Below are 22538 nucleotides of genomic sequence, written 5' to 3' on the forward strand. Positions count from 1 at the left end.
CCGGCTTTACCGGCCGGTGCAGAAGGCTTAGGGCTTTGCGGGGCGGGCTGCAACCCGGGGGAGGTCATGCGCATCGACGGGGTTATCCTTGCAGGCGGCGGCGGGCGACGCATGGGCGGTGCTGACAAGGCATTGCTGCCGCTGGCGGGCCAGCCTCTGATCCTGAACGCCATCGCGCGCCTTGAACCGCAAGTTTACAGGCTTTGTCTTTCGGCCAATGGCGATCCGGCGCGGCTGGCCTTCACCGGCCTGCCGGTGCTCGCCGATGATGTGTCGCAAGGGCCGCTATCGGGCATTCTGGCGGCGCTGGAGGCCAGCGAAGGCGCGAATGCGCTTGTCAGCGTGGCGGTGGATACCCCGTTCTTCCCCGGCGATCTGGTGCCGCGCCTGTGGATGGCCGCCGATGGCGGACTGGCCTATGCCACATGTGGTGGCCGCGCGCATCCGACCTTCGCGCTGTGGCCGCTGGCCCTGCGCGCCGCCCTGCGGGACTGGCTGGCTGCGGGCAAGGCGCGGATGATGGACTTCTGCGCGGCCCATGGCGCCGTCGCCGCCCCCTTCCCCGGCGGCACACCCGATCCGTTCTTCAACCTGAACACCCAGGACGACCTTGCAGCGGCGGAACAGGCGATCCGATGCGCGGGCTGAACATCACCGTGGTGGATTGGTCGGCGGCCAGCCGCCCCACCCCGGCGCGCGACAGCGCCGATGCCATCTGGATCGGCCTGTGCACCGCTGCGGGCGAGCGTCAGATCTACTGCCGGACAAGGGCCGAGGCCGAGGCGCGGATCATCGCGGAAACAGCGACCGGCGAGTGGCTGGTGGGGTTCGACTTTCCGATGGGTTATCCCGCCGGTTTCGCCGCCCGGCTGACCGGGCAGGCCACGGCGCGCAGTCTGCACGACTGGCTGGAACGCGCGGTGCAGGACGGGCCGGACAATGCCAACAACCGCTTCGAACTGGCGGCGGCAATCAATCGTCGTCTGGGCGGCGGCGGCCCGTTCTGGGGATGCCCGGTCACGGTCGACCTGCCCGGCCTGCCCCGCCGAAAGATCGTGGATTATGCCGCGCTCGGGCTGACCGAACGGCGCGGGGTGGAACAGCGAATCCGGCGCGCCCAGCCGGTCTGGAAGCTGTACACCACCGGCTCGGTCGGGTCACAATCGCTGACCGGCCTGCCGGTGGTCGCCCGTCTGGCCCGGCGCCCCGGGACCGCCGTCTGGCCGTTCGAGCCGCCCGCGCGCATCACGCTGGCCGAGGTATATCCCTCGCTCCTGGATGCCGAAGTGCGCGCTGAGGGCGACGCGGTGAAAGACCGCGCGCAGGTGCGGCTTCTGGCGCGTGCGCTCTATCGCCTTGCCGGGGCCGGGCACCTGCCTGCGCTGCTGGAATGCCCGCCGGAAGCCAGGTCGGAAGAGGGCTGGGTGCTCGGCGCGGGACAGGAGCCCTTGCTCCGGGCCGGACTGGCATGAGCCTGCGTCTGACCCTTGGCATTGCCCCCGAACACCGCACCGAAGCCGCGCGGCTGTACTGGCAGGCGTTCAGCGGCAAGCTGGGTCGCGTGCTGGGGCCGGAACCGATGGCGCTGGCCTATCTGAACCGGGTCATCCGCGCCGATCACGCCATCGGCGCGGTGGGTCAGGGACGGCTGCTGGGCCTTGCCGGCTTCAAATCCCCGGAGGGCGGCTTTGCCGATGGCAAATGGTCTGACCTGCGCGCCACCTTCGGTATGGCCGGGGGCGCATGGCGCATCGCTTTGCTGGCCGCCCTTGGTAACGAGGTCGACAATCGCCGCTTCCTGGTCGACGGCATCTGTGTTGCGGAAGACGCGCGCGGCCACGGCATCGGCAGCGCGCTGGTCGAGGCCCTATGCGACCTTGCCCGCCAGCGCGGCTATGGCGAGGTGCGGCTGGAGGTCGTGGATACCAACACACGCGCCCGCGCGCTTTACGCCCGGCACGGTTTCGAGGGCACCGAGGTGATGCGGCTGGGCCTTCTGCGCCATGCCTTCGGCTTTGAAAGCGCCGAAACCATGATAAGGCGGCTTTGACAGCCGGTCAGGGCAGCGGAACCGCCCCTGCCCGCAGACCCGAGACCAGCACCAGAAGTATGGTCAGCCCCATCAACACCGCCAGACGCTGCGGGCGCGATTGCGGACGATCCTGCGGGATTTCAAGCCAGTCACTCATAGGCCTCATTTACACCACATTTCGACCACAATCATTAACAAGCCCAATGCACGACGTGGACAGCCCGTTTCCCCGGCAGAAACCGGCCTCCCGTCACCCTTCCCCTTCGCGCCGCGATGCGCTAAGGCCAAGGCACGAAAATCAAGAGGCGTGCCATGAAATTCACCCTGTCCTGGCTGAAGGATCATCTTGAAACCAGCGCGACGCTGGATCAGATCCTGACCGCTCTCACCGATCTCGGTCACGAGGTCGAGGAGGTCGAGAATCCTGAGGTGAAGCTGGGCGCCTTCCGCATTTGCCGTGTAATAGAGGCGGTGCAGCACCCCAATGCCGACCGACTGCGGGTCTGCCGCGTCGCCACCTGGCCGAACGGGCCGGAAGGCGCAATGGAGGAGGTGCAGGTGGTCTGCGGTGCGCCGAATGCGCGCACTGGTCTCGTGGGCGTGTTCGCCCCGACCGGAACCCATGTGCCAGGCACCGGGGTTGACCTGAAGCCGGGCAATATCCGTGGCGTCGACAGCAACGGAATGCTGTGCTCGGAACGCGAACTTGAACTGTCTGACGACCACAACGGCATCATCGACCTGCCGGAGGATGCGCCGGTGGGCGTGCGCTTCATCGACTGGAAGGGCCTCAACGACCCGATGATCTATGTGAAGATCACGCCGAACCGCCCCGACGGGCTGGGCGTGCGCGGTCTGGCCCGCGATCTGGCGGCGCGGGGTCTTGGCACGCTGAAGGCGCTGGAAATTCCGGCGATCAGGGGCAGCTTCGCCTCGCCCGTCGGTGTAAAAATCGACGACAGCCTGAAAGCCAAGGGCTGCCCGTTGTTTGCGGGCCGCACTATTCGCGGCGTGAGGAACGGCCCCTCGCCCGACTGGATGCAGGCGCGGCTGAAGGCGATCGGGCTGCGGCCGATCTCGGCGCTGGTTGACATTACCAACTATTTCACCTTCGGGCTGAACCGCCCGCTGCACGTTTTTGACGTGGCCAAGGTGAAGGGCGATCTGCGCATACATCCGGCGGCGGGCGGTGAGGAACTGCTGGCGCTGGACGGCAAGACTTATACTCTGAAACCCGGCATGATGCTGATTTCCGACGATGCCCAACCCGAAAGCCTTGCCGGCATCATGGGAGGGGAGTTGTCGGGCTGCACCGATGACACAACCGATGTGTTCCTCGAATCGGCCTATTGGGACCCGATCACCATTGCCACCACCGGCCGCGCGCTGAAGGTCAACTCCGACGCGCGCTATCGGTTCGAACGCGGCGCGGACCCGGCCTTCACCCTTCCGGGGCTGGAGCTGGCGACGCAGATGATCCTTGATCTTTGCGGCGGAGAGGCGTCGGAGATCGTGGTCGATGGCGCCGTGCCGGATACCGCGCGCAGCTATCGCTTCGATGCGAAACGCGTCGAACGGCTCGTGGGCATGGAAATCCCCGAAGCCGATCAGCGCAGCACGCTGGCGGCTTTGGGCTTCACCCTCACCGGCGATCAGGCCGCCCCGCCTTCGTGGCGTCCCGATGTGCAGGGCGAAGCCGATCTGGTGGAAGAAGTGGCGCGCGTTGCCTCGCTGTCGAAACTGGTGGGCAAGCCGATGGCCCGCGCCCTGCCCGGTGTGCCAAAACCGATCCTGACCCCGCTGCAAACCCGCGAAAAGGCCGCCCGGCGCACCATCGCGGCGCTTGGGTATAATGAATGTGTGACCTACAGCTTCATCGACCAGACGGCGGCGGCGGCCTTTGGCGGCGGGACCGATGCGGTGAAGGTGGACAACCCGATCTCGTCGGAAATGACGCATCTGCGGCCTGACCTGCTGCCCGGCCTTCTGCGCGCCGCTGCCCGCAACCAGGCGCGTGGCTTCATGGATCTGGCGCTGTTTGAGGTTGGCCCGGTGTTTTCGGGTGGTGAACCCGGCGAACAGGCGACGGTGGCAACCGGCCTCCTGATCGGGTCTTCGGCGCCGCGCGATCCCTACGGCTCGCGCCGCCCGGTCGATGTGTTCGACGCCAAGGCCGATGCAGAGGCGGTGCTGGCGGCCATCGGTGCGCCGGCCAAGGTGCAGATCAGCCGCAAGGTGCCGGGCTGGTTCCATCCCGGCCGGTCGGGCGTGATCGGGCTGGGGCCGAATGTGCTGTGCACGTTCGGCGAGGTGCATCCGCGCATCCTGCAAGCCTTTGACGTGAAAGGCCCGGCCGTGACTTTCACCGTGCAGGTCGCCAATGTGCCGCAGCCCAAGGTCAAGACGCCGACCCGCCCGGCACTGGCGATTTCGGATCTTCAGGCCGTGGAACGCGATTTCGCCTTCGTGGTGGATGCGGGCGTAGAGGCGCTGACGCTGGTCAATGCCGCCGCAGGTTCGGATAAGGCGCTCATCGAAAGCGTCCGCGTCTTCGACCAGTTCACTGGCGAAAAGGCCGAGGCGCAGATGGGCGCGGGCAAGAAATCTTTGGCCATCACCGTGCGCCTGCAACCGCAGGACGCCACGCTGACCGACAAGGACATCGAGGCGGTTTCCGCGAAGATCGTCGAGAAGGTCGCCAAGGCGACCGGCGGCACGCTGCGCAAGTAAGCTGCAAAAACCCAACAAAAAGGGGCGCCCGCGGCGCCCCTTTTGCGTATCTGGTTGCCCTTACGCGACCTTGAGCACGATCTTCCCGATATGGCCGGAGCTTTCGATCCGGTGATGCGCATTGGCGGCATCCACCAGCGCAAATTCGCTGTCAATCACCGGGCGCAGCGTGCCGCGTTCCACCATGGGCCAGACGTGTTTCGCAAGGTGACGGGCATAGCGCGCCTTGGCCAGATCGCTTTGCGGTCGCAGGGTTGACCCCGTGATCGTCAGCCGCCGCATCATCACCTCAGCAAAGTTCAACTCGGCTTTCGATCCCTTGAGGAAGGCGATCTGCACCAGCCGCCCCTCGTCTGCCAGCGCCTTGACGTTGCGCTGGATGTAATCGCCGCCCACCATGTCGAGGATGACATGCGCGCCGCCCTCGGCCTTCATCACCTTCACGAAATCCTCTTCGTGATAGTTCACCGCTTTCTCGGCCCCCAAAGCCTCGCAGGCCGCGCATTTCTCGGGGCTACCGGCAGTGGCGAAAACACGGGCGCCCAGAGCACGGGCCATCTGGATCGCCGTCGTACCGATGCCGGAGGCCCCGCCATGGACCAGAAACCGCTCGCCCGCGCGCAGGCCGCCACGCAGCATGACGTTGGACCAGACGGTATAGCAGGTCTCGGGCAGGCAGGCGGCCTCTTTCAACCCGATGCCCTCGGGCACTGGCAGGGCATGATCTTCCGGCGTCACGGCATATTCGGCGTAACCGCCCCCGGGCAGCAGCGCGGTTACGCGGTCGCCTTCCTGCCATTTCGTCACGCCGGGACCAACGGCGGCAACCCAACCCGAAGCCTCCAGCCCCGGCAGGGGCGAGGCCGTCGGCGGCGGCGCATAAAGCCCGGCGCGTTGCAGCGCGTCAGGGCGGTTCACCCCGGCGTAGGCCACCCGGATCAGAATTTCGCCATGGCCCGGCACCGGCACCGTCACCTCGACCGGCCGCAGAACCTCCGGCCCGCCGGGTTCGGAAATCTCGATCGCCGTCATCACATGGGGGGGCGGTAGCGTCATGTCCTGTCCTTCAAGCTTCCCGGCAAATCCGCAGGCGCGCGCGGCGCCCTGATCTGCTCCATCAGTTTCATCGGCCCGGCCAGCAACGCCTTGCCCAAGGGGTTAGAGCGCACCGCCGCCTTCATCTTCTCGAACTGCATGACATCGCCGATGCGGCGGTCAAGAAAATCGCGCGTGGCCTCGTGCCCCGGACTGTCATCGCCGAGCCAATACAGCACGGTGGCGGAATAAACCGCCGACAGCGTGGCGCGCTTGGAATACCAGTTCACGTCATCCGAGGTATCGCCGAGCGCCGTCCAGATCGCATCCGCCGTGCCCCAGATCGCCCGCGCGCCTTCGGCCGTGTTCTGCGGGAGGGCAAAGAAGGTGCTGCCCCGGCGGACAAGCTCCTTGTCCTCGACCAGATCGAGCCGGGTCATCACGGCGCTGGCAATGCGGTCACGAATGCGCAGGACGTCAAGGTCCGTCGCGGCCAGCGCCTCCATCATGCGGGTATCGCCCTGCCGGTGATAGGCCAGCGCCAGATCCAGCGCCCCGCGGGGGAACAGCGCAGCCCCCAGCGCGGGTTCCACCCCCGAATCGGCCAGCGCGGCCTTCAGCGTGGTTTCAGACCAGCCATCAAAGGGCACATGGGCCAGTGCGGCCCCGATCACCGCCTCGCGGGCGGCATTCAGCGGGTTTTCCTCGGTCATGGCGGCTCCTTTCCCGTCGGAAGGTAGACAAGTCCCGCGGCTTTTGCTATGGCCCGCGGGCCTGCACATCAGTGCAACTCTAGCTTAGGAAGGTGGTGACAACCACATGCAGGTCAGCGTTCGTGACAACAACGTCGAACAGGCGCTCCGCGCCCTGAAGAAAAAGCTCCAGCGCGAAGGCGTGTTCCGCGAAATGAAGCTCAAGCAGCATTTCGAGAAGCCGTCGGTCAAGAAAGCCCGTGAGCAAGCCGAAGCGATCCGCCGTGCGCGCAAGCTCGCGCGCAAGAAGGCTCAACGTGAAGGCGCTCTCTGAGAGACGTGTCTGAACTCTGGGCGGGGTAACCCGCCTTTCGAGGAACCCCCGCGCCCAGGCCGGGGGTTTTTCATTTTGTGGCGGGAACGGGGCGAAACAGCCATGGCCCAAGAAGCGCCGCGCCCCCTGCCCCGACAAGCTGCGCCAGAATGAAGCCCGGTGCATCCACGGCGCGGATGCCTGCGAAACTGTCGGTCAGGGCGCGGGCAATCGTCACCGCCGGATTGGCGAAAGAGGTCGAGGCGGTAAACCAGTAGGCGGCGGTGATGTAGCACGCCACCACCGGGGCCGCGCGCGTGCCCGCGCCCAGGATTGCCAGCACCAGCCCGAAAGTCGCCACTCCCTCGGCCAGCCATTGCGGCCCGCCACTGCGCACTGTGGCCCCGGCCTGCACCAGCGCAAGGCCGAACATGGCATGGGTCAAAATCGTGCCTGCGGCCCCGCCACCGACCTGCGCGATGATGCGCAATAGCGCCGCAAAGGGACGGTGCCGCCCCTGCATCAACCCGAGCAGCGTGACGGCCGGGTTGAACTCGGCCCCCGAAACCGGCGCGAAGACGGTGATCAGCACATAAAGCCCCGCCCCCGTCGCCAGTGCATTGGCCAGAAGCGCCAGCGCCGTATCTTCGGTCAACCGGCTGGCCATGATGCCCGATCCCACGACAACCGCCACCAGCAGCGCGGTGCCCAGCGCCTCGGCCACAAGCTGCCGGGCGGTCATTCGTTGCCGATCTGCTTGAGGCGGCTTTGCAGCGACATCCGGTCCAGACTGTCCAGCGGCAGCGCGGTGAACGCGGCGATCCGGCGGCTCAGCGCCCTGTAGGTTTCCGCGAAGGCCAGCGCCTTTTGTGCATCCGAGCCTTCCACCGCCGCAGGGTCAGGCAGCCCCCAATGCGCCGTCATCGGCTGGCCCGGCCAGAACGGACATTCCTCTGCCGCCGCGCTGTCACAGACGGTAAAGACGAAATCCATCTTCGGTGCCTCCGGCCCGGCGAATTCGTCCCAGCTTTTGGAACGGGCAAAGCCGGTGTCGATGCCTTCTCGCCGCAGCAGATCCAGCGCGAAGGGATTGGGGGCACCGCCCGGCCTAGACCCTGCGGAATAGGCGCGGAACCGGCCCGCCCCCACATGGTTCAGGATGCCTTCACCCAGAATGGAGCGGGCGGAATTTCCGGTGCAAAGAAACAGCACGTTGAAGCTGCGCGACATGGCGGGCCTTTCGCAGGCGCATACGATGCTGTCCAGCACCGGCGCACAAAGGGTTGCATCGCCGCCGCAGCAATCCTCCAGCAGCCAGCCCACAAGCGCACGCAGGCTGGTCATATTGGCACTGTAGCGGATGGATCTGCCGTCGCGCGCGGGCACGATCAGACCCGCCGCCTGCAACTGCGCCAGTTGCGAAGACAGCGTATTCTGGCGCAGGTCAAGCTGACGGGCGATGTCGCCCGCCGCCAGCCCCTCGGGGCCAGCCTGAACCAGAAGACGAAAGACCTCGATCCGCGAGATCTGTCCCAGGGCCTGAAAAGCGGTTTGCGCGGCTAATATATCCATGATTCCCGAAATATCGAAATATAACCACCATCGCAAGCCGGTTTCGCGATCAGACCGAATAGGCCGTGGTCTTGACCACCGTTCGCAACGCGAAGGAACTTTGCATCTGCGCCACGCCCGGCAACCGGCTGAGGTACTGGCGGTGGATGCGGGCGAAATCCTCGGTGTCCTCGGCCACGATCTTCAGCAGGTAATCGGCGCTGCCCGCCATCAGGTGGCATTCCAGAATGTCGGGGATGCGCGCCACCTGGCGTTCAAACGCATCCAGCAACTCATCCGCCTGCCCTTGCAGGGTAATTTCCACGAACACCGTCGTCGGACGACCGAGGCGGCGCGGGTCCAGCAGGGCGACATAGCCTGCGATGAACCCCTCCTCCTCCAGCCGTTGCACCCGGCGGTGGCAGGCCGATGCGGACAGATGAACCTGTTCCGAAAGCTCTGCATTGGTGATACGGCCATCTTTCTGCAATGCAGCAAGAATGCGGCGGTCTGTTGCGTCAAGTTCCATGGTTTCGAAGATTTCTTCGGTTGTTGGTGGGTTTTAATCCATATTCTTGCACAGCCATCAGCAAGATACAGCCTGAAAACAAATTTCTTGTGCCGATTCTGCGGCAGGCTGATTGGCACAGGCCGCGCGGGGGATGCCCCGGAAAAGGCGGCGCTCAGGGAGTGTGACACATGAAGATCGGATGCCCGAAAGAAATCAAACCGCAGGAGTTCCGCGTCGGGATGACTCCCGACGCGGTAAAAGAGGCGGTAAATCACGGCCATAGCGTGATGATCGAAACGAATGCCGGCGCGGGGGCCGGCTTTTCTGATTCTGACTATATGGCGGCGGGTGCCACCATTCTGGGCACGGCGGAGGAAATCTTCGCGCAGGCCGAGATGATCGTGAAGGTGAAAGAGCCGCAGGCCATCGAACGCAAGCGCCTGCGCGAGGGGCAGGTGCTGTTCACCTATCTGCACCTGGCCCCCGATCCGGCACAGACAAAGGACCTGCTGGACAGCGGCGTGACGGCCATCGCCTACGAAACCGTGACGGATGATCGCGGCGGGCTGCCGCTGCTGGCGCCGATGTCAGAGGTCGCCGGGCGGCTCGCACCGCAGGTCGGCGCCTGGACCCTGCAAAAGGCCAATGGCGGGCGCGGCGTTTTGCTGGGCGGCGTGCCGGGTGTGCTGCCGGGCAAGGTGCTGGTCATCGGCGGCGGAGTCGTCGGCACCCATGCCGCCAGGATCGCCGCCGGAATGGGCGCTGATGTGACGGTGATCGACCGTTCGGTGAACCGCCTGCGCTATCTGGACGATGTGTTCGGGCGCGAGTTCAAGAATGCCTATGCCAGCGCGGGCAACACCATCGCTCTTGCCCGTGAGGCCGACCTGATCATCGGCGCGGTTCTGATCCCCGGTGCGGCGGCGCCCAAGCTGATTTCCCGCGCGCAACTGGCTGAACTGAAGCCCGGCGCGGCGCTGGTGGACGTAGCCATCGACCAGGGCGGTTGTTTCGAAACCAGCCACGCCACCACGCACCAGGACCCGATTTACGAGGTCGACGGCATCATGCACTACTGCGTGGCCAATATGCCCGGCGCGGTCGCGCGCACCTCGACCCAAGCACTGGGGAATGCCACCATGCCCTTCATGCTGGCCCTGGCCGACAAGGGCTGGAAACAGGCCTGCGCCGAGGACAGGCATCTGCTGGCGGGCCTCAATACCCACAAGGGCAAGCTCACTTATGCCGCCGTTGGCGCGGCACTCGGCCTGCCGACCATCGGCGCGGCAGAGGCGCTGGCACTCTGACCCTTGCACAGAACCGACATCCGAACACGAAAAAGCCCCCCGCCAATGCGGGGGGCTTTTGAATTTCACGCAATCACTTCTTCAGCGCGTCGCGGATTTCCAGCAGCACCTCAAGCTCGGTCGGGCCAGCGGGCGCCGCGGCAGCGGCCGCCTCTTCCTTGCGGACAGTCGCCTCTTTCAGACGGTTCACCGCCTTCACCAGCAGGAAGACGACCCAGGCGATGATCAGGAAATTGATTACCGCAGTGATGAACGAACCATAAGCGAAGACAGGCGCGCCAGCCTCTTTCGCGGCGGCCAGCGAGGTATATTCACCATCGCCCAGATTGATGAACAGGTTCGAGAAGTCGATCCCGCCCGTCACCATCCCGATGATCGGGTTGATCAGATCGGCCACCAGCGAATTCACGATGGCCGTGAAAGCTGCGCCGATGATGATACCGACCGCAAGGTCCACCACATTGCCTTTTGCGATGAACGCCTTGAATTCATTCAACATTACCCAGTCCCTTCTTGTGACCTGACCGGCTGGCACTTCACATGGCGCCATGTCCCCGGCGTCTGCCCGCACAGACGTGACCGCAGTATCGCACAGCCCTGTACCTTTTGTGATGGGGAAAATGGGCCTAACTCTGTCACAGCGCAACAGAAAGGCTGCCCATATGACGCTCGCCGCTTTCCCGATTACACGCCGCTGGCCCGCCACCCGCCCCGAGGCAATCCAGCTTTACTCCCTGACCACCCCGAACGGGGTCAAGGTCTCCATCGCGCTGGAGGAAATGGGACTCGATTACGAGGCGCATCTGGTTGATTTCGGCACCAACGACCAGTTCACCCCGGAATTCCTGAGCCTCAGCCCCAACAACAAGATCCCGGCGATCCTTGATCCGAACGGCCCCGGCGGCACGCCGCTGCCGCTGTTCGAAAGCGGCGCCATCCTGATCTATCTGGCCGAGAAATCGGGCAAGCTGCTGCCGCAGGACCGCCGCTATGAGGTGCTGCAATGGCTGATGTTCCAGATGGGCGGGCTTGGGCCGATGTTTGGCCAGCTTGGCTTCTTTCACCATTTTGCCGGGAAAGAGATTGACGATCCCCGCCCGAAGGAACGCTACCGCGCCGAGGCGGCACGGCTGCTGAAGGTGCTGGATGGCGCGCTGGAAGGACGCGAGTGGGTCGCGGGCGAATTCTCGATCGCCGATATTGCGATCTGTCCCTGGCTCAATACGCTGCTGAACTTCTACAAGGCTGCCGGAATTGCCGGCTGGGACGATTTGAAGAACGTGCCCGCCTATCTGGAGCGTTTTCTTGCCCGCCCGGCCGTGCAGCGCGGCATGAAAATCCCCGCCCGAGGCTGAACCGGAAAGGGGGCCATCGGCCCCCTACCCCATCAGCCGGTCGGCGCTGGCCTCGAACAGGCTGCGGGCGTAATCGGTCTGCATCCGCGCCCCGGCCAGTTCTGCGCGCGTCAGCTCCTCCACTGCACGGCCGTGCTGCATCACCAGCACCCGGTCGCACATATGGTCGATCACCGCGAGGTCATGGCTGACCATCAGGAAAGTCAGCCCCCTTTCCGCCCGCAGCCGCGCCAGCAGGTTCAGCACCTCGGCCTGCACACTGGCATCCAGCGCAGAGGTCGGCTCGTCCAGCAGCAGGATTTCCGGTTCCAGCATCAGCGCGCGGGCGATGGCAACGCGCTGGCGCTGCCCACCTGAGAGCTGATGCGGATAGCGGAAGCGAAAGCTGGACGGCAGGCCCACATCCTCCAGCGCCCGCATCACCCGCTGATCCGCGCCGCCTATGCCATGAATCGCCAGCGGCTCCGACAGTGTTCGATCCAGCGTGTGCCGGGGGTGCAGACTTGCATAAGGGTCCTGGAACACCATCTGCACCCGGCGGGCAAAGGCGCGGTCGTGGCGCAGCACCTCGCCACCGATGCGGATGCTGCCGCCCGACACCGGCGCAAGGCCGCAGATCGCCCGCAGGATGGTGGATTTGCCCGAGCCGCTTTCGCCGACCAGCCCGAAACTTTCGCGCGCATCGACGCGCAAGCTGACGCCCTGCACCGCGCGCACCTCGCGGCCCTGTGCGGTGAAGGTGACAGAAAGGTCATCAATCTCGATCAGGCTCATCTCAGACCTCTTTCGCCCAAGCGGCATCGCGGTCAAGCCCGGGCAACGGCCCCCGGTCGCCGCCAATGCGCGGCAGGCAGTTCAGCAGGCCCTGTGTATAGGGATGCTTTGCATGCAGAAGGTCGGCGGCGGCCAGTTCCTCGACCACGCGCCCCTTGTACATCACCAGTACGCGGTCGCAGAACCGCGCCACCAGCCGCAGATCGTGGCTGATGAAGATCAGCCCCATGCCCCGGCTGCGCACCAGATCGTCAAGGATTTTCAGAACCTCGGCCTGCACCGTCACATCCAGTGCGCTGGTCGGCTCATCCGCGATCAGCAGGTCGGGGTTCGGGATCAGCATCATGGCAATCATCACCCGCTGGCCCATCCCGCCGGACAGTTCATGCGGATAAGCCTCCATCACCCGTTCCGGGTCGCGGATCTGCACCGCCTCCAGCGCGGCGATAGCCTTGGCGCGCGCCTCGGCACGGCCAAGACGGTCGCGTTTGCGCAACCCCTCCATCAACTGATCGCCCACCCGCATCACCGGGTTGAGGCTGTATTTCGGGTCCTGCATCACCATGGCGATGCGGGGGCCGCGCAGGGCTCGCATCTCGCGTTCCGTGAGGCGCATCAGATCCTGCCCGTCAAAGCGCATCTCGTCCGCCTCGATCTGCCCCGGAGGCCGGATCAGCCGCAGAACCGACCGCCCCGTCATCGTCTTGCCCGAGCCGCTTTCGCCCACGATGCCCAGCCGTTCCCGCCCGAGGCTGAACGAGACACCGCGCACGGCCTCTACCCGCCCGGTTTCGGTATCGAAGGTCACGCGCAGGTTCTTTACCGACAGCAGCGTCATTTCGCGGCACTCCTCGGGTCCAGCACGTCGCGCAAACCATCGCCCAGCAGGTTGAAGCCAAGGCTGACGATGAAGATGGCAAGGCCAGGCATGGTGGCGACCCACCATTGCTCGAACAGGTATTTGCGGCCCGCGCTGATCATCAGACCCCATTCCGACAGAGGCGGTTGTGCGCCAAGGCCAAGGAAGCCCAGACCGGCGGCAATCAGGATCACCCCGGCCATGTCCAGTGTCACCCGGATGATGACCGAAGGCAGGCACATCGGTACGATGTGGCCCCAGATGATCCGCCCCGCGCCCGCCCCTTGCAGGCGCACGGCGGCGATATAGTCGGAATTGCGCACGGTCAGCGTTTCGGCCCGCGCGACGCGGGCATAGGGCGGCCATGCGGTCAGCGCGATGGCCAGCACCGCATTTTCGATCCCCGGCCCCAGCACCGCGACCAGCGCCAGCGCGAGGATGAGCCGCGGGAAGGCCAGAAAGATGTCGGTCAGCCGCATCAGAACAGCATCGACCCAGCCGCCGAAATAACCCGCAACCGTGCCGACCATCAGCCCGATCAAGGGCGCCGTCACCGCCACCAGCGCGATGATGTAAAGCGTGATACGCGAGCCATAGACGATCCTGCTCCAGATATCGCGGCCGAAGTCGTCGGTGCCCAGCCAGTGCCCCGGCGTCAGCGGCGGTTGCAGACGGTTTTGCAGGTTCTGTGCGATCGGGTCATGCGTCGCCAGCACCGGCGCGAAAGCGGCGATCACCAGCAGAAGCCCGATGATCACCAGCCCCGCCATGGCCAGCGGGTTGCGTTTCAGACGCAGCCAGCCCAGCCACAACTGGCCGAGCTTCGCCTGCCGCCGCGAGGTCGGGTTCGGGTCGCGCAGCCATTCTGTCAATGTGCTCATCGCCTTACCTCGCACGCGGATCGACCAGCCGGTACAGCAGGTCAGACACAAGGTTCAGCACCACGAAGGCCACGCCCACGACAACCGTGCCGCCCAGCACGGCAGGCATGTCATTCACCAGCAGCGCGTCGGTGATGTAACTGCCAAGGCCGGGCCAGGCGAAGATCGTCTCGGTCAGCACCGAACCTTCCAGCAGATAGGCATAGCTCAGCGCGATGACGGTGATCAGCGGCACCATCACGTTGCGCATGGCATGGACCCAGATCACCCGCCATTCCGGCATGCCCTTCACGCGGGCGGTGGTGATGTACTCCTGCCCCAGTTCATTCATCATGAAGCTGCGGGTCATCCGGCTGATATAGGCCATGGAGACATAGCCCAGCAGACCGGCGGGCAGGATGATGTGGGAGATCGCGTTGACGAACATGTCCCATCGTCCCGCCAGCGCAGTGTCGATCAGGATCATGCCGGTATAGGGCGTCACCTCGAATTCGTAGAACATGTCGAAGGCCGCATCCAGCCGCCCCGGCCCGCCGACCCAGCCCAGCACGCCGTAGAACAGCAAAAGCCCGATCAGCCCCAGCCAGAACACCGGCATGGAATAGCCCATCAGCCCGACCAGCCGCACGAAATGGTCGGCCAGACTGCCCGGCCGAGTCGCCGCCAGCACACCTGCCGGAACGCCCGCGATGACGCCCAGAATGGTGGCCAGCGTTGCCAGTTCCAGCGTCGCCGGAAAGGCACGCGTCACAGCCTGAATCACCGGCTCGCCGGTGCGGATCGAGGTGCCAAGGTCACCTTGCAACGCATTTCCGACGAAAATGAAGAATTGCTGCCACAGGGGCTTGTCCAGCCCCAGCGCCACGCGCGCGGTTTCGATCTGCGCCTCCGAGGCGCGTTCGCCGACAATGGCGATCACCGGGTCAATGGGCACGACACGGCTGATGATGAAGGTGACGAACAAAAGCCCGAGCAGCGTGACGGCCAGTGAAAAGGCCGCGCCGCCAAGGCCGCGCAGGCGGGCCATCCAGCGGGAGGAGGAAAGCGATACGGTCATCGGTCAAGGCAGCCCCCGGCCATGGCGGCCGGGGGCCATCCTCTTACTTGGTCACAAGCCAGTAGGCGGCCGAGTCGATGGCGCCGCCGGTATAGAAGCCGCTGACATTGCTGCGCATGGCCGAGTTGTAGCCGATCTGGAACATCACGATGAAGGGCGAGGTTTCGCGGTGCAGCTTCTGCTCCTCCTCATACATCGCCTTCCGCTTGTCGCCGTCCCGCTCCATCACCGCGGCCGAGGTCATGTCGTTCAGCTTGCCGGGATCATAGGCGTTGCGCCAGGCCAGCGTGCCGACCTTCGCCTCGTCGGCATTGTCGGGGTTCCAGGCGAACGACCCGGCATTGGTCTGCGGGTCCGGGTAATCCGGCCCCCAGCTTTGCAGCGTGGCATCATGCTGGCGCGCGCGATAACGCTTGAGCTGTTCCGCGCCCTCGCCGATGTTCAGCTCCACCTCGATCCCGGCCTGACCGAAAGTGTTCTGGATCGACTGCGCCATTTCCATCCGGTCAGCGGCGTTGCGCACATCCATCACCACCTTGGGGTTCTGCACGCCGCTTTCGGCCAGCAGCGCCTTCGCCTTTTCCACGTCAAGGCTGTAGGGCGTGTCTTCCAGCGCGCCCAGATAGCCCTTCGGCAGGAAGGCCTGATGCACCACCATGTTGCCCTTCAGCACGGTGTCGGCCAGCCCCTGATAGTCGATGGCCCAGCGCATCGCATCGAGGAACTTCTCGTTCTTGTAATTCTCGTTCTTCTGGTTGAACGACAGATAGAAGATCTGCCCGCCGACATCCTTCTGGATCTTCAGATCGGCATTTCCGGCGATGCCTTCAATGTCCACCGGCGTCAGTTCGCGCGCGATGTCGATATCGCCCTTCTCCAGCAGCAGACGCTGCGTCGCGGCCTCGGGCACATGGCGCATGAACACCGATTTCACCTTGGCATCGCCGCGCCAGTGGCCCTGACGCGCTTCCAGCAGGTAACCCTCGTTCGGTTTGTAGCTTTTCAGGATGAAGGCGCCGGTACCAGCCGAATTGGTCTTCAGCCATTCGTTGCCCATGTCACCGTTGACCTCATGCTCCATCACCGTCTTCATATCGACGACAGAGGCCACACCGGCCGTGAGGCAATTGTAAAGGAAGGTCGGCGCATAGGGCTGATCAACCTTCAGCACCACGGTATCCCCCTCGGCCTTCACCATCTCGTCCACATTCTCGGCCGTCCAGCCAAACTGGTTGAGGATGAAGGCGGGCGATTTGTTGATCTTCACCGCACGGCGCAGCGAGAAGGCCGCATCCTCGGCCGTCACCGGATTGCCGCTGCTGAAGGTGATGCCCGACTTCATCTTGAAGGTGAAGGTCAGGCCGTCCTCGCTGACCTCCCAGCTTTCGGCCAGACCCGGCTGCGGCCCGGTGGGCTGCGACGGGTCCAGCTCCACCAGACCGTCATAGATGTTGTTCACCACATCGAGACCAGAGAATTCGTAGGCCTCCTGCGGGTCCAGCGACACGATATCGTCAATCGCATCCGCGATCACCAGCGCATCAGGCGGCGTCGCGGCCAGAAGCGCGGCAGGCGCCGCACCCAGCATCAGCGCGGCGGCGGCAGCCAGCCCGAAGCGACGCGCAGTCAGGTCAAACGTCATGGTGAACTCCCTGGTTCTTGTTGTGATTATCGTGGCGATTCCGGCGGCCCTTGCCGGGAAATCCTGACCGATTGGGCAATTTTGCACCGGGCTTGTCAACAGCCCTGAAACATGGGCAGATCGGCCCCGCAACACGCCGGAAAAAGGAGCAACCCATGACCCGTTTCGCCATTTTCGATGGCCACAACGATCTGTTGTCGCGCCTCTGGTTTGAAGGTGACAGCACGGGCGAAAGCTTCTTCACCGGGCGCAAAGGCGACATCTCGCTGGACGCCTGCCGCGCGGGCGGCTTTGCAGGGGGGTTCTTCGCGATCTGGGTGCCCGGCGAGCCGCAGGACGCCCCGAACCCGGCCGCCACCCTGCGCGCCTTCCCCCCGGTCGATACCGCCAAGGCCCATCGCGTGACGCTGGAACAGGCCGCCATCCTGATCCGGATGGCGGCAAACCACCCCGAGAGCTTCCGCCTCTGCCGCAGCGTGGCCGAGATCGAAACCGCACGCGCCGAGGGCGCCATCGCCGCCATCCTGCACGTCGAGGGCTGTGAAGGCATCGGCGCCGGGCTGGACGAATTGCATGTCCTGCACGCCGCCGGGTTGCGCAGCCTCGGCCCGGTCTGGAGCCGCGACAATATCTTCGGCCACGGCGTGCCCTTCAACTTCCCCGCCTCGCCCGATACCGGCCCCGGCCTGACGGATGCGGGTAAGCGGCTGGTCGCCGAATGTGACCGGCTGGGCGTGCTGCTGGACCTCGCGCATCTGAACGAGGCCGGGTTCTGGGATGTCGCGAAGATCAGCACCAAACCACTTGTCTCCACCCATTCCGCCGCCCATGCGCTCTGCACCGCCACCCGTAACCTGACCGACCGCCAGCTGGACGCCATGGCCGAAACCGGCGGGCTTTGCGGGCTGAATTTTGGCGTGGGCTTCCTGCGGGAGGATGGGGTGAAGAACCCCGACATGCCTGTCGAACAGATGATCCGCCACCTTGACCACCTCATCGCCCTGCTGGGCGAAGGCGGCGTGGCGCTCGGATCGGACTTCGACGGTACCACCATCCCCGGCTGGATGGGATCGGCGGCCGATCTGCCGCTGCTGACCACCGCGATGGAATGCGCGGGCTATGGTGAAGCCTTGATCGCGCGGCTGTGCTGGGGCAACTGGATGGACCTGCTGCGCCGCACCATCGGCTGAGCCAGGCTGCGCGGTCGGCTTTCGAGTATTTGGACAAGAAGCAAGAGCAGACCGCGGCAAGGGGACGGAGAACGGCCCTCAGGCGCGGCGCAGTCGTGGCGCGCCGTTCACCGCCCCGCCTGTGGCCTTGGTTTGCTTCTTGCCCAAATACTCATTGCAACGGCTGTCGCGTGATGAATGCGCCGAGACAAAGCGCCCCCAGCGCGAGCGCGGTGCCGGTGCCCAGCAGGGCGGGCACGCCACCGAGGCCCAGCAGCGCCGCGCCGACAGAAGGCGCTGCCGCGATCGCAAGAATGGGCGCGACCGCCGCCGCGCCGGAGATCGCGCCAAAGCCCGCCCGCCCCAGCTTTTCCATCAGCAGCACAGGCCGAAGGATTGAGGTCAGCCCGATCCCGGCCCCTTGCAGCAGGGCAAAGGCGAAGATCAGGCCAGGCGCGGCACCGGCCAGCCAGAGTGCAGCGGAGGCCAGCGCCATCGCCCCGAGCGAGGCAAGCGTCGCCATGCGGTTGCCAACCCGCGCCTCGTTCAGCATCAGGATCAGCCGCCCCGCCACCTGACTTGGCCCGATGCAGCTCGCGGCCAGAACCGCCATCGTTGCGGATGCGCCACGATCCGCAAAGATCACCAGCGCATAGGTGATCAGCATGCTGTGGCTCAGCATGCTCACGCCGAACAAAGCAGAGATCAGCCAGAACAGCGGGCGGCGTAGCGCCGCAGTCAGCAGGCCGGGGTCAGCGGCACCGCGGCGCGGGGTTCCCGCGCGCTCCAGCCGCCGGAGCCGCCGCACCGCCCAGAGGTTCACCGGGGTCGCCCCGACTGCGACCACCAGCGCCAGCGCCGCCAGCCCGCCCCGTCCGCCGAACTCTGCCCCCAGCCAGTGCCCCAGCGGAAAGGCGAGTGTCGATGCGAAGCCCGCGACCAGCGTGACGCGGGTGATGGCGATGCGGGCGCTTTCGCCAAGACGGCGTGTGATGAAGGCAAAGCAGGTATCGTAAAGGCTGCCTGCCTGCGCGAACCCGACCACCGCCCATCCGACAAGCCACAAGGAGGGCGTACCTGCGAACCCGGCACCGGCCAGTCCCAGCGCGCCCAGGATCGGCAGCAGGATCAGCATTTCACCGCCCAGCCCCCGGTCCACCAGCCGCCCGGTGAACGGGGTCAGCGCCGCCGTCACCAGAAAGGCGAACGTTGGCCCGGCGGCGAGCATTTGCTTGCTCCAGCCCGTTGCGGCCAGCAGGTCTGGCAGCAGGGCGGCAAAGCCGTAGTAGAGGCCCGCATAAGTCAGGGTCTGGCCAAGCGCCAGCCCCCAGACCGCTGCCCCTTCACCGCGCATGTCAGAGCCCGTAAAGCGCACCAAACTTCGCGTCGAGGTAATCGAGCAGCGGCTCTTCCGAAGGCGCCTCGCCACAGGCCAGCGTGATCACCTCACGCGGCTCGTAAAGCCCGCCGTGGCGCTGCACATTCTCGCGCAGCCAGCCGGTCGCGGCCGAGGTATCGCCACGCGCAAGCTGGTCGTCCAGCCCCGGCACCGCCTCGCGCAGCGCCAGATGCAGGCAACCGGCATAGACATTGCCCAGCGTATAGGTCGGGAAATAGCCGAACAGCCCGCAGGACCAGTGCACATCCTGCAAGAGCCCGTGCGACGGCAGGCCCACCGCCACGCCGAAATCGGCGGCGAAGCGGTCATTCCAGGCGGCTTCCAGATCCCCGACTGCCAGATCCCCCCGGATCAGCGCGCGTTCCAGATCGAAGCGCATCATCACATGCAGGTTGTAATGCACCTCATCCGCTTCGGTGCGGATGAAGCCCGGCTGCACACGGTTCACGATACGGGCGAACTCCTCGGGACCGCTGACCCCGAAATCGCCGAAACGGTCCAGCATCTGCCGGAACATCCAGCCGGTGAAGGCGGGGCTGCGGCCGATCTGGTTTTCGTAGATCCGGCTCTGGCTTTCATGGACGCCCATCGACACGCCATTGCCCAGCGGCGTCAGCAGGTAATCCTGATCGATGCCCAGTTCATAACAGGCGTGGCCGACCTCGTGGATGGTGGAATAGAAGCAGTTGAACGGGTCCGTCTCCACCACCCGCGTGGTGATCCGCGCATCATTGCCGGAGCCCGAGCTGAACGGATGCACCGCCAGATCCAGCCGCCCGCGGGTGAAATCATAGCCGAAGGTCGTGGCCAGATCGCGGGCAAAGCGCAGTTGCGCCTGTTCGCCGAAGTGATGATCCAGTTTCGGCACCGGGGCGGCGGCCAGCACCGCCTCGCGCAGCCGCACCAGACGCGGGCGCATGCGGTCGAACATGCCGCCGATCACCGCCGCCGTGGCGCCGGGTTCGTAATCGTCCATCAGCGCGTCATAAAGATCGCCGTCGCCTGCCAGCGCCGCTGCCTCCTCGCGTTTCAGCGCGATGACTTCGGCCAGCGTCGGCAGGAAATCGGCCACCTTGTCGGCGGCGCGTGCCTCCGCCCAGATGCCCTGCGCGGTCGATGTCACCCGCGCCAGCCGCTGCGCCAGCGCCGCCGGGATCTTCGTTGCACGTTCATGGCTGCGGCGGATCAGCCGCAGTTGTGCGGCGGCCACCGGATCGGCGGGGCGGGCATCTTCCAGCCATTCGGCGATGCGCGGATCGGTACGACGGGCGTGCAGCACGCCTTCGATGGCCGACATTTCCTCGCCACGCTGCTCCGCGGCGCCGCGCGGCATCATGGTTTCCTGATCCCAGCCCAGACGCCCGGCAATCTGGCCCAGCGCCTCGGTCTCGCGCTGGAAGGCCATCAGATCGTCATATGCACTCATCACTGGGTTCCTTTACGGATCGACCCGGCCACCGGGTATTGGCTGAAATAGCGGGCGCGAATGATCAGCACCCACAGGAGGATCGCACCGATCTGATGAGTGATCGCCACATGCAGATGCGCGGCGGTCAGGGCAGTGACGATGCCCAGCGTGACTTGCAGGACCATCACGCAGAGCACCGCAAGAAAAGCCGTGCGCGTGGCGCCAAAGGCGGATTTGCGGCCCTTGAGGTAGGCGACAATCCCGAACGCGAACAGCAGATACCCCGCCATGCGGTGATTGAACTGCACCAGACCCGGATTTTCAAAGAACGCCGCCCAAAGCGGACGCCCCGGTACGTAGAAGGCGTCAGCGGGGAAGAACTGGCCATTCATGTCGGGCCAGGTCGGGAAAGCGCGGCCCGCGTCGATGCCCGCGACCAATGCGCCCAGCAGGATTTGCAGGAAGGCGAAATGCATCAACCCGGTCGACAGGCCAAACAGACGCGCCTCGCGCCCGCGCCGGGCTTGCAGCAACTGCGCCTCGGTCCGGCCCAGCAGCAGCACATACCAGGCAATCAGGCCAAGGATGACAAAGGCGATGCCCAGATGCGTCGCCAGCCGGTAAGAGGCCACGTCGACCATCTCGCCCTGCAGACCGGAGGACACCATCCACCAGCCGATCGCACCTTGCAGCCCGCCCAGCGCGCCAAGGCCCAGCAAGCGGCCTGTCCAGCCCGCCGGGATCTTGCGCGCCGCCAGAAAGCCCACGAAGCCCAGCGCCCAGACAAGGCCGATCACCCGGCCAAGCTGCCGGTGACCCCATTCCCACCAGAAGATCGTCTTGAACGCCGCAAGGTCCATCCCGCTGTTCTGAAGCTTGTATTCCGGGCTTTGCTGATACTTGGCAAATTCCTCGGCCCAGTCGGCATCGCTCAGCGGCGGGATGGCGCCATGGATCGGCTTCCATTCGGTGATCGACAGGCCGGAATCGGTCAGCCGGGTCAGCCCGCCGACGATGATCATTGCTGCGACCATCAGGAAGATCAGCACAAGCCACAGGCGGATCGCACCGCGCGCACCGCCATGGCCCCGGTCGATGAGACCGGGTTGCGGCGCCGGGGCGGCCCTTGTGTCGCTGCCGACCTCCTCGAAAATGCTGCGTTTCTGCGCCATGCCGGGCCTCCTTCACTTGCGGCGGAGACTAGGCCCGAGCCGGGGGATCGGCAAGACCCGCTCAATCCCCGCCGTTGCCGTCGTCATCCCTGCCTGTGGCGCCGGGGTCATACTTGCTTTGCCCAAGCTTGAAGGCGATCTGGCGCAGCATGCCGTGGAAGGTGCGCACCTCGGCCGAGGTCAGCGGCAGCCGCGACCACAGGTTGCGCAGCGAGACTTTCATCCCCGGCGCCTTGGCCGCCGGGAAGAAGAAGCCCGCCGCCTCCAGCCGGTCCTCGAAGTGATTGGCCAGCGCCTCGATCTCTTGCTGGCCTGCAAATTCCGTGCGCGCGAAATTCATCACCTCGGGCGCGGTCTCCTGCGTCTGCCGCGCCCATTCATAACCCATCAGCAGCACGCATTGCCCGAGGTTGAGCGAGGGAAAATCGGGGTTCACCGGCACGGTGACGATGGCATTGGCCAAAACGACATCCTCGTTTTCCAGCCCGGCGCGTTCGGGGCCAAACAGGATGCCGACACGCTTGCCCTCAGCGCTGAGCGCGCGGGCATATTCCATCGCGCGTTCCGGGGTCATCACGGGCTTCGTCAACTCGCGCCCGCGCGCCGTGGTGGCAAAGACGAAATCGCAATCGGCGATTGCGGCGGGCAGGT

Annotated in this window: 24 protein-coding genes; 8 read left to right on the forward strand and 16 right to left on the reverse strand. The window is 65.4% G+C overall.

All coding sequences use genetic code 11. The features are described from left to right. Nucleotides 1–66: 66 nt before the first annotated feature. Genes mobA through AO684_RS09575 form a run of 3 tightly spaced genes read left to right on the forward strand, consistent with a single transcriptional unit; the run spans nt 67 to nt 2050 of the window. Nucleotides 67–648: a molybdenum cofactor guanylyltransferase MobA gene (mobA, locus tag AO684_RS09565; protein ID WP_054302517.1), complete on the forward strand. Its 582-nt coding sequence runs from the start codon at nt 67–69 to the stop codon at nt 646–648. Next, nucleotides 636–1472: a hypothetical protein gene (locus AO684_RS09570; protein ID WP_054302518.1), complete on the forward strand. Its 837-nt coding sequence runs from the start codon at nt 636–638 to the stop codon at nt 1470–1472. The genes mobA and AO684_RS09570 overlap by 13 nt, the downstream gene beginning before the upstream one ends. Beyond that, entirely contained in the window at nt 1469–2050 is a 582-nt protein-coding gene (locus AO684_RS09575) for a GNAT family N-acetyltransferase (protein ID WP_054302519.1), read from the forward strand. Before AO684_RS09570 ends, AO684_RS09575 begins: the two co-directional genes overlap by 4 nt. 7 nt (nt 2051–2057) lie before the next feature. Here the strand turns inward: AO684_RS09575 and AO684_RS22495 are convergent, their stop codons facing one another. Then, nucleotides 2058–2189 (reverse strand): hypothetical protein, encoded by a 132-nt coding sequence (locus AO684_RS22495; RefSeq protein ID WP_255349797.1) that lies wholly within the window; start codon nt 2187–2189, stop codon nt 2058–2060. A gap of 155 nt (nt 2190–2344) precedes the next feature. Here AO684_RS22495 and pheT point away from each other — a divergent pair, with 155 nt between their 5' ends. Continuing rightward, entirely contained in the window at nt 2345–4762 is a 2418-nt protein-coding gene (gene pheT, locus AO684_RS09580) for a phenylalanine--tRNA ligase subunit beta (RefSeq protein WP_054302520.1), read from the forward strand. 60 nt (nt 4763–4822) lie between these two features. Here the strand turns inward: pheT and AO684_RS09585 are convergent, their stop codons facing one another. Together AO684_RS09585 and AO684_RS09590 are read right to left on the reverse strand one after the other, a co-directional pair. Beyond that, nucleotides 4823–5818: an NAD(P)H-quinone oxidoreductase gene (locus tag AO684_RS09585; protein ID WP_054302521.1), complete on the reverse strand. Its 996-nt coding sequence runs from the start codon at nt 5816–5818 to the stop codon at nt 4823–4825. Continuing rightward, nucleotides 5815–6510 (reverse strand): COQ9 family protein, encoded by a 696-nt coding sequence (locus tag AO684_RS09590; RefSeq protein ID WP_054302522.1) that lies wholly within the window; start codon nt 6508–6510, stop codon nt 5815–5817. The genes AO684_RS09585 and AO684_RS09590 overlap by 4 nt, the downstream gene beginning before the upstream one ends. Nucleotides 6511–6616: 106 nt before the next feature. Here AO684_RS09590 and rpsU point away from each other — a divergent pair, with 106 nt between their 5' ends. Beyond that, nucleotides 6617–6823: a 30S ribosomal protein S21 gene (rpsU, locus tag AO684_RS21260; RefSeq protein ID WP_082400860.1), complete on the forward strand. Its 207-nt coding sequence runs from the start codon at nt 6617–6619 to the stop codon at nt 6821–6823. Nucleotides 6824–6893: 70 nt separating this feature from the next. On the opposite strand, the gene AO684_RS09600 is transcribed toward rpsU, so the two are convergent. The 3 genes from AO684_RS09600 to AO684_RS09610 are packed head-to-tail and all read right to left on the reverse strand — an operon-like array spanning nt 6894 to nt 8882. Further along, nucleotides 6894–7544 carry an aquaporin gene (locus AO684_RS09600; protein ID WP_054302524.1) on the reverse strand — a complete coding sequence of 217 codons (651 nt, stop codon included), beginning with the start codon at nt 7542–7544 and terminating at the stop codon, nt 6894–6896. Next, nucleotides 7541–8374 carry a helix-turn-helix domain-containing protein gene (locus tag AO684_RS09605; RefSeq protein ID WP_054302525.1) on the reverse strand — a complete coding sequence of 278 codons (834 nt, stop codon included), beginning with the start codon at nt 8372–8374 and terminating at the stop codon, nt 7541–7543. Before AO684_RS09605 ends, AO684_RS09600 begins: the two co-directional genes overlap by 4 nt. 49 nt (nt 8375–8423) lie before the next feature. Continuing rightward, nucleotides 8424–8882, reverse strand: a complete 459-nt coding sequence (locus AO684_RS09610) for an Lrp/AsnC family transcriptional regulator (protein ID WP_054302526.1) — start codon at nt 8880–8882, stop codon at nt 8424–8426. 170 nt (nt 8883–9052) lie between these two features. Between AO684_RS09610 and ald the strand changes: the two genes are divergently transcribed. Next, nucleotides 9053–10171, forward strand: a complete 1119-nt coding sequence (gene ald / locus AO684_RS09615; RefSeq protein WP_054302527.1) for an alanine dehydrogenase — start codon at nt 9053–9055, stop codon at nt 10169–10171. A gap of 73 nt (nt 10172–10244) precedes the next feature. Here ald and mscL read toward each other — a convergent pair whose 3' ends face one another. Next, nucleotides 10245–10670 carry a large conductance mechanosensitive channel protein MscL gene (mscL, locus tag AO684_RS09620; protein WP_054302528.1) on the reverse strand — a complete coding sequence of 142 codons (426 nt, stop codon included), beginning with the start codon at nt 10668–10670 and terminating at the stop codon, nt 10245–10247. 163 nt (nt 10671–10833) lie between these two features. Here mscL and AO684_RS09625 point away from each other — a divergent pair, with 163 nt between their 5' ends. After that, a complete protein-coding gene (locus AO684_RS09625; RefSeq protein ID WP_054302529.1) occupies nt 10834–11526 on the forward strand; it encodes a glutathione S-transferase N-terminal domain-containing protein in 693 nt (230 codons plus the stop codon). Between the two features lie 24 nt (nt 11527–11550). Here the strand turns inward: AO684_RS09625 and AO684_RS09630 are convergent, their stop codons facing one another. Genes AO684_RS09630 through AO684_RS09650 form a run of 5 tightly spaced genes read right to left on the reverse strand, consistent with a single transcriptional unit; the run spans nt 11551 to nt 16739 of the window. Beyond that, nucleotides 11551–12300, reverse strand: a complete 750-nt coding sequence (locus tag AO684_RS09630) for an ABC transporter ATP-binding protein (RefSeq protein ID WP_054302530.1) — start codon at nt 12298–12300, stop codon at nt 11551–11553. A gap of 1 nt (nt 12301) precedes the next feature. After that, nucleotides 12302–13138: an ABC transporter ATP-binding protein gene (locus AO684_RS09635; RefSeq protein WP_054302531.1), complete on the reverse strand. Its 837-nt coding sequence runs from the start codon at nt 13136–13138 to the stop codon at nt 12302–12304. Further along, a complete protein-coding gene (gene nikC / locus AO684_RS09640) occupies nt 13135–14040 on the reverse strand; it encodes a nickel transporter permease (RefSeq protein WP_054302532.1) in 906 nt (301 codons plus the stop codon). The genes AO684_RS09635 and nikC overlap by 4 nt, the downstream gene beginning before the upstream one ends. A gap of 4 nt (nt 14041–14044) precedes the next feature. Next, complete coding sequence (locus AO684_RS09645; RefSeq protein WP_082400862.1) at nt 14045–15097, reverse strand: ABC transporter permease; 1053 nt, start codon at nt 15095–15097, stop codon at nt 14045–14047. Nucleotides 15098–15140: 43 nt separating this feature from the next. Next, complete coding sequence (locus AO684_RS09650) at nt 15141–16739, reverse strand: ABC transporter substrate-binding protein (RefSeq protein WP_054302533.1); 1599 nt, start codon at nt 16737–16739, stop codon at nt 15141–15143. Nucleotides 16740–16894: 155 nt separating this feature from the next. On the opposite strand from AO684_RS09650, the gene AO684_RS09655 reads away from it, so the two are divergent. Then, nucleotides 16895–17929 carry a dipeptidase gene (locus AO684_RS09655; RefSeq protein ID WP_054302534.1) on the forward strand — a complete coding sequence of 345 codons (1035 nt, stop codon included), beginning with the start codon at nt 16895–16897 and terminating at the stop codon, nt 17927–17929. Between the two features lie 151 nt (nt 17930–18080). Here the strand turns inward: AO684_RS09655 and AO684_RS09660 are convergent, their stop codons facing one another. The 4 genes from AO684_RS09660 to AO684_RS09675 form a co-directional block, all read right to left on the reverse strand. Next, on the reverse strand, nt 18081–19262 hold the full coding sequence (locus tag AO684_RS09660) for an MFS transporter (RefSeq protein ID WP_054302535.1): 1182 nt from the start codon (nt 19260–19262) through the stop codon (nt 18081–18083). A gap of 1 nt (nt 19263) precedes the next feature. After that, complete coding sequence (locus AO684_RS09665) at nt 19264–20733, reverse strand: carboxypeptidase M32 (RefSeq protein ID WP_054302536.1); 1470 nt, start codon at nt 20731–20733, stop codon at nt 19264–19266. After that, nucleotides 20733–21887 carry a heme A synthase gene (ctaA, locus tag AO684_RS09670; protein ID WP_054302537.1) on the reverse strand — a complete coding sequence of 385 codons (1155 nt, stop codon included), beginning with the start codon at nt 21885–21887 and terminating at the stop codon, nt 20733–20735. The genes AO684_RS09665 and ctaA overlap by 1 nt, the downstream gene beginning before the upstream one ends. A 61-nt stretch (nt 21888–21948) precedes the next feature. After that, a partial coding sequence (locus AO684_RS09675; protein ID WP_235451254.1) for an RNA methyltransferase occupies nt 21949–22538 on the reverse strand: 590 nt, incomplete at its 5' end.

The organism is Gemmobacter sp. LW-1, from assembly GCF_001303875.1.
GTDB classification, from domain to species: domain Bacteria; phylum Pseudomonadota; class Alphaproteobacteria; order Rhodobacterales; family Rhodobacteraceae; genus Gemmobacter; species Gemmobacter caeni.